Annotated in this window: 11 protein-coding genes; 5 read left to right on the forward strand and 6 right to left on the reverse strand. The window is 63.4% G+C overall.

Translation table 11 applies throughout. The annotated features are described in order from the left end of the window. Window positions 1-37: 37 nt before the first annotated feature. The 4 genes from N1058_RS05680 to aceA all read right to left on the reverse strand — a co-directional run bounded on the left by N1058_RS05680 (window position 38) and on the right by aceA (window position 3,762). Complete coding sequence (locus N1058_RS05680) at window positions 38-997, reverse strand: glutamine synthetase family protein (protein ID WP_420847951.1); 960 nt, start codon at window positions 995-997, stop codon at window positions 38-40. Window positions 998-1,547: 550 nt separating this feature from the next. Continuing rightward, window positions 1,548-1,934 (reverse strand): hypothetical protein, encoded by a 387-nt coding sequence (locus N1058_RS05685; RefSeq protein ID WP_265516536.1) that lies wholly within the window; start codon window positions 1,932-1,934, stop codon window positions 1,548-1,550. 261 nt (window positions 1,935-2,195) lie between these two features. Then, window positions 2,196-2,441, reverse strand: coding sequence for an SMc00767 family acetate metabolism repressor (locus N1058_RS05690; RefSeq protein WP_265516537.1), 246 nt, complete (start codon window positions 2,439-2,441; stop codon window positions 2,196-2,198). Between the two features lie 31 nt (window positions 2,442-2,472). Continuing rightward, complete coding sequence (gene aceA, locus N1058_RS05695) at window positions 2,473-3,762, reverse strand: isocitrate lyase (protein WP_265516538.1); 1,290 nt, start codon at window positions 3,760-3,762, stop codon at window positions 2,473-2,475. A gap of 276 nt (window positions 3,763-4,038) precedes the next feature. Between aceA and N1058_RS05700 the strand changes: the two genes are divergently transcribed. After that, on the forward strand, window positions 4,039-5,460 hold the full coding sequence (locus N1058_RS05700) for a helix-turn-helix domain-containing protein (RefSeq protein ID WP_265516539.1): 1,422 nt from the start codon (window positions 4,039-4,041) through the stop codon (window positions 5,458-5,460). 12 nt (window positions 5,461-5,472) lie between these two features. Here N1058_RS05700 and N1058_RS05705 read toward each other — a convergent pair whose 3' ends face one another. Both N1058_RS05705 and N1058_RS05710 read right to left on the reverse strand, forming a co-directional pair. After that, window positions 5,473-6,348, reverse strand: a complete 876-nt coding sequence (locus tag N1058_RS05705) for a LysR family transcriptional regulator (RefSeq protein WP_265516540.1) — start codon at window positions 6,346-6,348, stop codon at window positions 5,473-5,475. 228 nt (window positions 6,349-6,576) lie between these two features. Next, window positions 6,577-7,554 (reverse strand): NADPH:quinone reductase, encoded by a 978-nt coding sequence (locus N1058_RS05710; RefSeq protein ID WP_265516541.1) that lies wholly within the window; start codon window positions 7,552-7,554, stop codon window positions 6,577-6,579. A 195-nt stretch (window positions 7,555-7,749) separates the two neighbouring features. Here N1058_RS05710 and N1058_RS05715 point away from each other — a divergent pair, with 195 nt between their 5' ends. The 4 genes from N1058_RS05715 (at window position 7,750) to N1058_RS05730 (ending at window position 12,498) form a co-directional block, all read left to right on the forward strand. Then, entirely contained in the window at window positions 7,750-9,135 is a 1,386-nt protein-coding gene (locus N1058_RS05715; protein WP_265516542.1) for a glutamine synthetase family protein, read from the forward strand. A 117-nt stretch (window positions 9,136-9,252) separates the two neighbouring features. Then, the gene (locus N1058_RS05720; RefSeq protein ID WP_265516543.1) at window positions 9,253-10,350 is read left to right on the forward strand and encodes a polyamine ABC transporter substrate-binding protein; all 1,098 of its coding nucleotides are present in this window, start codon (window positions 9,253-9,255) and stop codon (window positions 10,348-10,350) included. Between the two features lie 90 nt (window positions 10,351-10,440). Continuing rightward, window positions 10,441-11,580 (forward strand): ABC transporter ATP-binding protein, encoded by a 1,140-nt coding sequence (locus tag N1058_RS05725; RefSeq protein ID WP_265516544.1) that lies wholly within the window; start codon window positions 10,441-10,443, stop codon window positions 11,578-11,580. A gap of 6 nt (window positions 11,581-11,586) precedes the next feature. Continuing rightward, entirely contained in the window at window positions 11,587-12,498 is a 912-nt protein-coding gene (locus N1058_RS05730; protein WP_265516545.1) for an ABC transporter permease subunit, read from the forward strand.

A 12,498-nucleotide genomic window follows, 5' to 3' on the forward strand; every position in this document is an offset into this window, starting at 1 on the left:
TTGAAATCCGTCATTTCAACCATTCACCGTTTGCCCTTCACACATTCAAAAGCAGATACTCTCGCTCCCACGGGCTGATAACCTGCATGAACGTCTCGAACTCCGCCCGCTTGATCGCGGCATAGGTCGTGGCGAAGGGTTCGCCGAGGATTGAGACGAGCGAGGCGTCGTCCTCGAACAGCGAAACCGCTTCGAGTAGACCGCGCGGCAGCTCGATCTCGTCCTTGTTGACGGCTGTGCCGGCCGGCGCATCGGGCTTTACCTTCTCCAATATGCCGATCAGTCCGCAGGCCAGCGATGCCGCCAGCGCCAGATAGGGGTTGGCGTCCGACGAGGGAATGCGGTTCTCGACACGCCGCGCCGCGGGGTCCGAGCGCGGCACGCGGAAGGCGGTGGTGCGGTTGTCGTAGCCCCAGCGCGTGTTCACCGGCACGGAAGTGCCCTGCGTCAGCCGCCGGTACGAGTTGACGTAGGGCGCCAGCATGATGAGTGCGTTGGGAATGTGCCGCTGCAGTCCGCCGATGAAGTGGAGGAAGGTTTCGGTCTCTTCGCCGCTTTCCTCCGCAAAGACATTGCCGCCGGTTTTCAGGTTGACGACCGACTGATGGATATGCATCGCCGATCCCGGCTGGTTCTGGATCGGCTTGGCCATGAAGGTGGCGTAGATGTCATGCTTCAGCGCCGCCTCTCGAATCGTGCGCTTGAACAGGAACACCTGGTCCGCCAGTTCCACCGGGTCGCCGTGGCGCAGGTTGATCTCGAGCTGTCCGGCGCCTTCCTCATGGATCAGCGTGTCGATCTCGAGGCCCTGCGTCTCGGAAAAATGATAGATGTCGTCGATCAGCTCGTCGAACTCGTTGACGCCGGCGATGGAGTAGCCCTGGCCCCCGCCAATCGGCCGGCCCGACCGCCCGACCGGCGGCGTGAGCGGATAGTCGGGATCCGGGTTCTTGTGGACGAGATAGAACTCGATCTCCGGCGCGACGATGGGCTTCAGCCCGTGCCTGGCATATTGCTCGACCACTTTTTTCAGCACGTTGCGGGGGGTGAACTCCACCGCCCGTCCGTCCTGGTGCACCAGATCGCAGATCACCTGCGCCGTCGGGTCCGATTCCCATGGCACGACCGAGAGCGTGGAAAGATCGGGCACCAGCTTCAGGTCGCCGTCGTCCTGAGGGTAGGTGAAGCCGCTGCTGTCCTCCGGATAACCGCCCGAGATGGTGGTCATGAACACCGCCGAAGGAAGCGCCAGCGAAGTGTTGGAGGTGAATTTCTTGGAGGGCATCATCTTGCCCCGGGCAACGCCCGCCTGATCGGGCGTGATGCATTCGATATCCTCGATGCTGCGCCAATCGAGCCAGGCCGCGGCTTCCTTCCACCCCTTCACGCCCCTGAGATTCTTCACGAAAGTCGGCGTGCGAACGCGCCCGCTTCTGCCGACGGTCCGGCTTTCCTTTTTCTTGTCCAGCATTAATCACCAGGAGTGCTTCAGATGGCCGAGTATAGACGCGGGCATCCGGTAAAGGAAAGGGGCGTCCCGCTTCGCTTCACACCTTGGGCTGGCTGTACTCGTTGACGATCCGGTCGATGATGGGTTGCAGGATATCCGGCGTGATTGGTTTTCTGACCCGCGTGTCGATCAGATCGCAATAGGCACCCAACAGATCGGCCTCGCCCGACCCGCAAATCAACACCATGCGCGGCATGGATGGGTTGGTCGTCCGTCTCTTCTGCGCGACATCGTCGAGAAGGGGGCGCAGGAGATCGGGAGCGCCCGCGGCATCGATGATCACCACTCCCGGCCCATGACGCGCGAATTCGCGCTGCGCTGCATCGGGGGCCACGGCAATCGCCTTGAGATAGCAGCGCTCTATCGTGCGGGAAATTACGATCCTGCTGGAGGGTGAGGATGCAACCACAAGTGCAGTCTTCATGTTCCCGTTCTTTTTCGGAGGCACGCGCAGTCAATCGTAATGCGGCGCCATGGAAGGCAATGCATGCGAAGCGTCCATGACGTGACGTCAGACTGTCGTATCTCACAATGTAAGGTTGAGTAAGGTCGGCGCATACTCCCCATATCCCTGAATTTGTCAACCCGCATAACGGTTCGTGTCGCAACCTTTCTCTGTCGCGGCGAAAAAAGCCCCGACGCGGATGCGCGGGGCTTTTCTCGGGCAGGGGAACGGTGTGAACGCTTAGCGCTGCGCCAGGCCGTTTGTGACGATCACCGGCACCAGCAGGTCGCCCCAGTTGCCGCCGCCGGCGTGATGACGGGCGGAACGCACGAGCTCGACCGACACGCCGGCATCCACCGCCTTCATGACGGACTGGTTGAGCCGGTGCAGATCGTTTGCGAGCATGCGGATGGCCGCCTGCTGGTCGTCGTTCATGGTTGTTGCCTGTTCTTCGGCCCGTTCCTTGACGCGTGTATTCGGTGTCATTTCGGTTCTCCTTATGGGGCCCGTGCAGGTCCTATTCGGCTGCCGGGCGGAACTGGTCATGCTCGGTCGATTCGCCCATCGCGGTGGTCGAGGACTGGCCGCCGGTGATGGCCATCGACACGGCGTCGAAATAGCCCGTCCCAACCTCGCGCTGGTGCTTGGTGGCGGTGTAGCCATTGGCCTCGGCGGCGAACTCGGCCTCTTGAAGCTCCGAATAGGCAGCCATCTGCCTTTCCTTATAGCCGCGCGCCAGCTCGAACATGCCGTAGTTGAGCTGATGGAAGCCGGCCAGCGTGATGAACTGGAACTTGTAGCCCATGGCGCCGAGCTCGCGCTGGAAGCTGGCGATGGTCGCGTCGTCCAGGTTCTTCTTCCAGTTGAACGAGGGCGAGCAATTGTAGGCGAGCTTCTTGCCGGGGTGATGCTTGTGCACGCCCTCGGCGAACTTCCTCGCCTGTTCCAGGTCCGGCTTCGAGGTCTCGCACCAGATGAGATCGGAATAGGGCGCGTATGCGACAGCTCGGGCGATGCAGGGCTCCAGCCCGTTCCGCACCCGGTAAAAGCCCTCCACCGTCCGTCCGGCATCGTAGTCGACGAAGGGCCGGTCGCGCTCGTCTATGTCCGAGGTCAGAAGCTTGGCGGCTTCCGCGTCGGTGCGGCAGATGACCAGCGAGGGCACGCCCATCACGTCGGCGGCCAGCCGCGCGGCGGTGAGGTTGCGGATATGGGCCGCAATCGGGATCAGCACCTTGCCGCCCAGATGGCCGCATTTCTTTTCCGACGCCAGCTGGTCCTCGAAATGAACGCCGGCGGCGCCCGCCTCGATATAGGCCTTCATCAGTTCGAAGGCGTTGAGCGGACCGCCGAAGCCGGCCTCCGCGTCGGCCACGATCGGCGCGAACCATGTGTCGACCGAAAGGCCCTTGCCTTCGGCGGTCTCGATCTGGTCGGCGCGCTGCAGGGTCTTGTTGATGCGCTTGGCAAGCTCCGGTCCGGCATTGGCGGGATAGAGCGACTGGTCGGGATACATGGCCGATGCCGTATTGGCGTCGGCCGCCACCTGCCAGCCCGACAGGTAGATCGCCTTGAGCCCGGCGCGCACCATCTGCATGGCCTGGTTGCCCGACAGCGCGCCTAGCGCGTTGACGAAGTCTTCCTCGTTGATGAGTTTCCACAGGCGGTTCGCGCCTTCCTCGGCCAGTGTGTGGCGTATGGCCACCGATCCGCGCAGCCGCTCGACATCCTGCACGCTATAGGGCCGATCGAGCCCTTCGTAACGGCCTTCGGGTGCACTGGAAACAAGTTTGTAAAAGTCGGTCATGAACGCCTCTTTGCATGGGTGTCTTCGAGAGCCTCGCGCATGTCTCGGCTGAAACACTGCATCGGGTTCGTGACAAGATTTACGCTGCAGTGCAGAAGAAGGCGAAGAGAATGGCGGTGCTATGCCGGAAATTCGCGTTAGTTTGTCCAGCATTTGACTGAACGGTTTTGTAAATCTGTTAAGTTTGTAAAAGACGATGGCTGGCGCTTTTGACCTCGGTATTGTAAATAGTTGTCAAGGATCGGCTTCCGCCGCGCCCGGCATGAGGAAAGACAGGTGGCCAACCAGAAGATATTCGCCGGCCCTCGCATCAGGCGCATCCGCACCGCCAAGGGGCTGACCCAGACGGCGATGGCGGAAGGGCTGGGCATTTCGCCCTCCTATCTCAACCTGATCGAGCGCAACCAGCGCCCGCTGACCGTGCCGCTGATCCTCAAGCTGGCCTCCGCCTACCGCGTCGATCCCGATGAATTGCAGGGCGAGGCGGGTCTGTCGCTGGCGGCGCTGCGCGAGGTCTTTTCCGATCCGCTTCTTGCCGGTGAACTGCCGGGCGAGCAGGAACTGATAGACGTCGCCGAGGCCGCGCCCAACGCTGCTTCGGCGCTGGTAAAGCTTTACCGCGCCTACCGCGAGCAGGCGGGCCGGCTGACCGACCTTTCGGAAATGCTCGCGCGCGAAGGCCGCGCCACCGCGATCTCCGCCGCTCGCCTGCCCATCGACGAGGTACGTGAGGTGCTGGAGCGCCGCCCCCATCATTTCGAGGGATTGGAAGAGGAGGCCGAGGCGTTTCGCCGGGTCCTGGGCGATGGAGAGGATCTTTCGGGCGCGCTCAGATCGTGGCTGCGAAGCGAGCATGGCATCGCCGTGCGCGTGCTGCCCGTCGCCACCATGCCCAATTGGCGCAGGCGCTACGACCGGCATTCCCACCGGCTGTTCCTGTCCGAGCGCCTGTCTCCGCCGGACCAGTTGCGCGAGATCGCCATCGAGGCGTCGCTGATCCGGATGCGCGCGGCCATCGCCATCGAGGTCGATGCGCTGAAGCTGTCGAGCGACGAGGCGCGGCGGTTGGCCCGGTTCGAGCTGGCGCGCTATGCCGCTCACGCGCTGATGATGCCTTACCAGCCTTTTCTGGCCGCCGCCGAGCGTGCGCGCTACGACGTCGATGTGCTGCGCTCGCGCTTTGCCGTTTCGTTCGAGCAGGCGGCGAGCCGCATGACGACCCTGAGCCGGCCGGCCATGAGCGGCATTTCCTTCTTTCTCATGGAGGTCGACGGCGCCGGCAACCGCCTGCGGCGTTGCGGGGCCGAAGGCTATCCGCACAGCCGGTTCGGCGGCGGCTGTCCCAAGCTGGCGGTGCATGCCGCCTTCGCCCAGCCTGGGCGGATTTTGGTCGAGGCCGTCGAGATGCCCGACGGCGGCAGGTTCCTGACGCTCGCGCGAACGCTCGAGGGGCCGCAGGGTGCCTTCGACGAGCGCCCCCGCCGCACGGCGCTGCTGCTGGCATGCGACCTGGCTCAGCGGGAAAAGCTGATCTATGGCGGCGCGTTGCCGGCTGCCGGCGACGGCGTGATGCCGGTCGGCCCCGCGTGCCGGCTGTGCGAGCGGACGGGCTGCCTGTCCCGGGCCGAGCCGCCGGTCACCAGGCCGCTGGGCCTGGACGAGATGGTGACGGGTCTTTCCGCCTTCGATTTCCAGTAGCGCGGGCCGCCGCTACTCCATCCCCAACGGGCGCTTGCCGGCGAACAGCGCCCTGTGCGCCGTCAGAAGATCGGTGATGCGGTCGATGACCGTGCGCACCTCCTTGCGATGCCGGTCGTCATTGTGTGCCACCACCCACTGGCCATCTTCAAGCTCCTCGATCGGCTCTCCCGCCCGCTCCATCAGTGGGTCGCGGTCGCCGGCAAAGCAGGGCAGGACACCCTTGCCGACGCCCGCCCGTATCAGGTCGCTCAGCATGCGCGGCGTATTCGCCCATGCCGCCACCTGGATGTCTTCCTGCTCGTTGAGCCAGCGCGCCGAGCGCGTGACGGCATCCTCGGGGCTGATCGCCAGCCATTCTTCCTCGCCCGGACGCGGATGGGCGCGTGCGCGAAAGGGCGCTTTCGCCACAACCGCCGTCTTCCGGGCAGCCAGGTTGGGGCTGTCCGGCGCGCGGTTCCGGATGCCGACCTCGATTTCGCGGTGGGCGATGTCGAGCTTGGCCTCCGTCGTCTTGAACGCCAGCCGGAAGGGGTCGTCGGGCGACCACAGCTTGAAGATGTTCTCGGCAAAGAAATTGGCCGTCCACGTGCCGGCGGAAATCCTCACGACCGGCCTTTGCCCCTTGCCGCCGGACCATTCGGCGATGGGGCGGGCGCTCGCCTCCATCGCCAGCACGCGCCGCAGCAGGCTCTGGCCGTCGGCGGTCAACGCGTAACCGGTCTGGCTGCGGTGAAACAGCGGCCGGCCGACCGCTTCCTCCAGCGACAGCATCCGCCGTCCCAGCGTGGCCGGGCTCAGGCCGGTCTCCGCGCCCGCTTTCGTAAGGCCTCCGCCTCGCGCGACGGCCAGGAAGGAATGCAGATCGTTCCAGTCGAGGTTTTTCATAAATGAAAAGAGTAATGCGGAATCGATCATTATCAAGCGGTGTTTGCCGGATCTATCCTCCAGGAACGAAATGCGATGGAGAAACGATGATGGATTTCCTGCACGGATTGGTCCTGCTCAACCACATATCGTACAAAGCCTACTATGGCGATGGCGATAACGGACGGCGCGCTGCCGGAAGGAGCAGCCACCAGCCGCGCCGCCTTTGGCCGAGCGTGACAGGCATCTTCAGACGATATCGACGATGACGTTGCCTGGCACCTGCCCGCCTTCCACCGCCTCATGCGCCTTGGCGATCTCGTCGAGCCGGAACCGGGCCGCCACGTCGTGCCTGAGCGCGTTGGAGGCAAGCAGCGCCGTCAGCTGGTCAATGGCCCTTGCGCGCGCTTCCTCCTGCAATTCGTAGACCAGGAACACCTCGAGGGTGAGGCTGCTCCACAGCATGGCAGGGAAGGAGAGCGCGATGTCGCCGGCATAGTTCGAGCCGTAGGAAACGCACTTTCCATGCGCCGCCAGCACCCCTTGGGACAGGAGATCGGCGGTGCTGGCAAAGTCCATGTCGATGATGCCGTCGACGCCCTTTCCGGCGGTCAGGTCCTTCACCACCTTGGCGACGTCCTTGGATTTGTAGTCGATCACGAAATCTGCGCCCGCCTCGCGGGCCCTTGCCGCGCGGGCGGGGGAAGCGGTTCCCAGCACGCGCGCGCCGCGCGCCTTCGCCACCTGCAGCGCGTAATGCGCCACCGAAGAGCCGGCGCCGATGATCAGAAGCGTCTTGCCGGGCAGCTTTTCGTGCCTGTTGACCGCGTGCAGCGCCGTCAGCGCCGGTATTCCGAAACAGGCGCCCGTGGCGTAGTCGACATGTTCGGGCAACCGGACCGCCTGCGCCTCCGGCACGCAGATGAACTCGGCGGCGGTGCCGGATGTCCGGCGCCACTGCCCGTTCCACAGCCAGACACGCTCGCCGATTCGCGAACGACTGACACCCGGTCCGACGGCATCGATGTCACCCGCCCCGTCGCTATGGGGAATAATGCGTGGCCCGATCAGCGGACGTCCCGCGCGCCCCTTTACATCCGAGGGATTGACGCCCGATGCGTAGACGCGAACCCGCACCTCGCCGGCGGCAGGCTGCGGCGTTGGCATCTCGCCCACTTCCAGCACGTTCCGCGCGGTGCCATTGCGTTCATACCAGGCTGCTTTCACCGATGTCCTCCTCAGGTATTCCTGACCGACAAGCTGTAGTACGAAGCCGCCATTGACAAGCCCGAGCGAAGCGGCGCACCCTTTCCGGACGGTCAACAGCAAGACAGGCGTAAATTGCGACATACAGCCGGCGGTCCTGCCAGAACAGGCGGCACCAAGAATTCCCTACCTGACAGCAAGTCGATAGATCTCGCCGTGGCCCCTTCCAGGCCGGAAAGAACGCCCACCGGTTTCACGTCCGCCGAGCACGAGGCCGAGTACAACGCCTTTGTCGCAGAGCATCCCGATCTGGAGGCCGTCGAGTTTCTGCTGGTCGACCCCAACGGCGTCATTCGCGGCAAATGGGCGCCGGGCGATAGTTTGAAGAAGGCGTATCAGGACGGCGTGAACTTCCCCATGTCCCTGCATGGGCTGGACGTCTGGGGCCGCGAGGTGGAAGAAACGGGCCTCCACATCGAGACGGGCGACAAGGATGGCTATTGCCGGGCCACGCGTGGCGCCCTTTCCATCGTGCCATGGGCAAAGCGCAAGACCGCCCAGGTGCTGTTGCAGACCTTCACGCCCGAAGGCGAACCGTACATGGCCTGCTCCCGCCAGGTGCTCAAGCGCAAGGTGCAGGAGATCAACGCCAAGGGCTTCTTCCCCACCGTCGCCTTCGAGCTGGAGTTCTACCTGCTCGATCCGGAAACCGATTGGGACGACGGCATGCCCGCGCCGGTCGGCGCCATGGCCGGGCCCGACAGGCTGCGCATGTACGGTCTCGACGACCTGGCCGAGCATCAGGACCTGTTCGACATGATCCGCGACGCGGCCGATGCCCAGAGCCTGCCCATCGACACGATCATCAAGGAAGCCGCGCCTGGCCAGTTCGAGGTCAATCTCAAGCATCGCGCCGATCCGCTGCGCGCCGCCGACGACGTGATCCTCCTGCGCCGCATCGTCATGGGCTGCGCCCGCGCCCACGGGCTGACGGCAACCTTCATGGCCAAGCCCTTCCTGGAATATGCCGGCAACGGCATGCATGTGCACGCCTCCATCTGCGATGGCGAAGGCAACAACATCTTCGCTGGCGAGGAGGGCAGGGTAAGGCTGGAGTCCGCGGTGGCCGGCCTGTTGACCACCATGCCGGAGTCCCTGCTGCTCTTCATCAATACCTGGAACGGTTTCCGCCGCATCACGCCCGGCTCCTACGCGCCCACCCGCGCCGTCTGGGCCGAGAACAATCGCTCGGTTGCCCTGCGCATTCCGGTCTCGAACGATGAAAACAGGCGTGTGGAACATCGCATCTCCGGCGCCGACGCCAATCCCTATCTGGTCATGACCGCCATTCTCCAGGGCATGGTGGAAGGCATCGAGAGCGGGGCCAGGCCGCCCCCGCCGGTCGAGGGCAACGCCTATGATGGGGACGGTCCGGCCTTGCCCGACGACATGGACGACGCGCTGCAGCTCACCATGCGCAGCCATTTTGTCGACCGCGCGCTGGGCCCTTTGCTCGCCAAGGTCTATCGCGATCTGAAGCGTGCCGAAATCGTCGCCTTCTGGGGAGAGATAACGCCGCTCGAACGCACGACATATCTTTGACGGAACACGAAAATTCGCGCTTGTCGCATTCACGAAACGGCAATAGGTTTTAACAAAACACGAAGCCGTCTGCCGATAATGGTGGACGATAAGCATGCCGCAAATGGGAGCCACTCCATGATACGCAAGACCGCCCTGCTTTCAGCAGTTTCCCTCGCCGCGACCGTTCTGGCGCTGAGCGCCCATGCTCAGGAGCGCGTCGTCAACGTCTACAACTGGTCGGACTATATCGACGAGTCCATCCTGGAGGACTTCACCGCGGAGACCGGCATAAAGGTCGTCTACGATGTATTCGATTCCAACGAGATCCTGGAGACCAAGCTGTTGGCGGGTGGCACCGGCTATGATGTCGTGGTTCCCACCGGCACTTTCCTCGCCCGCCAGATCCAGGCCGGCGTGTTCCAGAAGCTCGACAAGTCGAAACTGCCGAACCTCGAAAACATGTGGGACGTCATCGAGAACCGTACCGAGAAATACGACCCCGGCAACGAATACTCGATCAACTACATGTGGGGCACCACCGGCATCGGCTACAACGTCGACAAGGTGAAGGAAGCCCTCGGCATCGACAAGATCGATTCCTGGGATGTCGTCTTCGACCCCGAGAAGCTGTCGAAGCTCAAGGATTGCGGCGTGCACATGCTCGACGCGCCGGCCGAGATGATCCCGGCCGCATTGAACTATCTGGGCGAAGACCCGGATGGAAGATCTGCGGAACAGATCGCGATGGCGGAGGAACTGCTGCTTTCCATCCGCCCCAACATCCGCAAGTTCCATTCGTCCGAATACATCAACGCGCTCGCCAATGGCGACATATGCCTGGCGGTCGGTTGGTCCGGCGACATCTTCCAGGCCCGCGACCGCGCCGCCGAGGCTGATCAGGGCGTGACGGTGAGCTATTCCATCCCCAAGGAAGGCGCGCAGATGTGGTTCGACCAGATGGCCATCCCCGCCGACGCGCCCCACGTCGAGGAGGCGCATGAAATCCTCAACTACATCATGCGCCCCGAAGTCATCGCCAAGGCCTCCAACTACGTGTTCTACGCAAACGGCAACAAGGCCTCCCAGGAGCTTCTGGACGAAGAGGTCATCGGCGATCCGGCGGTCTATCCCGATCAGGAAACGCTGGACAATCTCTTCACCACCACGCCGCCCGATCCCCGCGAGCAGCGCCTGATTACCCGGACCTGGACAAGGGTCGTCACCGGCCAGTAATGGCGGCCGCGCCGGCCCGGTTTTCCGGGCCGGTCCCGCAGGGCCAATCAAGGTCTGTTGAGATTAAGGCTTGGGCTTAGGGCGCTTTTGATGGAATCGCTGGGCAGCACGAGACGAAGCTTTGCTCCATGGGCCGATCCGAAGGCAAAGCCCTATATCCAGATCGAAAACGTCACCAAGCGCTTCGGCGATTTCACTGCGGTCGACGATCTGACGCTGACCATATATGAGCGCGAATTCTTCGCGCTCTTGGGTGCGTCCGGCTGCGGCAAGTCCACACTTCTGCGGATGCTGGGCGGCTTCGAGACGCCAAGTGCGGGCCGCATCCTCCTTGACGGGCAGGATCTGCGGGGCATTCCGCCCTACAAGCGCCCCGTCAACATGATGTTCCAGTCCTACGCCCTGTTCCCGCATATGAGCGTGGAGGCCAACATCGCCTTCGGCCTCAAGCAGGAGGGCATGCCCCGGGGACAGATCGCCGAGCGCGTGGTCCAGATGCTCAAGCTGGTGAAGCTGGAGCAGTTCGCCGCGCGCAAGCCGCACCAGCTTTCCGGCGGCCAGCGTCAGCGGGTGGCGCTCGCCCGTTCGCTGGCCAAACGCCCCAAGGTCCTGCTTCTGGACGAGCCGCTCGGCGCGCTCGACAAGAAGCTGCGCGAGGAAACGCAGTTCGAGCTCATGGACCTCCAGCACGAGCTCGGTCTCACCTTCGTTGTCGTGACCCACGACCAGGAAGAAGCCATGACGATGGCCGACCGCATCGCCATCATGGAAAAGGGCAATGTGCTGCAGGTAGCGACGCCGCCGGAGATCTACGAGGCCCCGAATTCGCGTTTCGTGGCCGATTTCGTGGGCTCGATCAACATGTTCGAGGGCAAGCTGCGGGAGAAGGGCTCACGCGGTTCCCGCATCGTGCGCCCGGATGGCTTGGCGCTGAGCGCCGATGCCCCGGCCGATGCGGTGGTAGGCGATATGGTCTGGATGGCGGTGCGCCCCGAGAAGATGAAGGTATCGGGCGCCCGCCCTGACAATGCCGTCAACTCAATGGAAGGCGAGGTCTGGGATATCGCTTACCTGGGCGATATGACCATCTACTACGTGAAGCTGGACGACGGCACGATCGTCAAGGCGAGCACGGTCAACAGCCTGCGCAAGATCGGCGACGAGCTTACCTGGCACGACCGGGCGTGGGTTTCCTTCGCGCCCGACGCCGCCGTCGTCCTGGCGCGGTAGGCGACCATGAACCGGGCGCTCTCAGCCATCTTCCGACGCCTCGTCATCGTCGTTCCCTATGCGTGGCTACTGGTCTTCTTTCTCGTTCCCTTCTTCATCGTCTTCAAGATTTCGCTGTCGCAGACTGCGATTGCCATGCCGCCCTACGTGCCGACCTTCGGGCTCGCGGAGGGCTGGAGCGCGTTGTTCGGCAGGCTTGGCGAGCTTTCGTTCGAGAATTATGTCTGGCTGTTCGGCGACCCGCTCTATGTGAACGCCTACCTGTCCAGCGTCTGGATCGCCGGTGTCTCGACGGCACTCACGCTCGCGGTCGGCTATCCCATCGCCTACGGCATGGCCCGCGCTCCCTCCAGCGTCAGGCCGCTGCTGCTCATGCTGGTGATCCTGCCCTTCTGGACCAGCTTCCTCATCCGCGTCTACGCCTGGATCGGCATTCTCAAACCCGAGGGTCTGCTCAACCAGTTCCTGTTCTTCCTCGGCGTGATCGATCAGCCGCTGATCATCCTCAACACGACGACAGCCATCTATATCGGCATCGTCTATTCCTATCTGCCGTTCATGGTCCTGCCGCTTTATGCGACGCTCGAGAAGATGGACTATTCGTTGATAGAGGCCGCCGGCGACCTCGGCTGCCCGCCGCTGACCGCGTTCTGGAAGATCACCTTTCCGCTGTCGCTCCCCGGCGTTCTGGCCGGCTGCATGCTGGTCTTCATCCCGGCCGTGGGCGAGTTCGTCATTCCCGACCTGCTTGGCGGCCCGCGCACGCTGATGATCGGCAAGACGTTGTGGACCGAATTCTTCAATAACAGGGACTGGCCGGTCGCTTCGGCCGTCGCGGTGATCCTGCTGATCATCCTGGTCGTGCCTATCGTGTTTTTCCAGCGTGCGCAGGCACGTGCCCAGGAAGCGGGACGCTAG

Origin of the sequence: Nitratireductor luteus (assembly GCF_026162365.1) — a bacterium.
In the GTDB taxonomy this organism is placed as follows: Bacteria; Pseudomonadota; Alphaproteobacteria; order Rhizobiales; family Rhizobiaceae; genus Chelativorans; species Chelativorans luteus.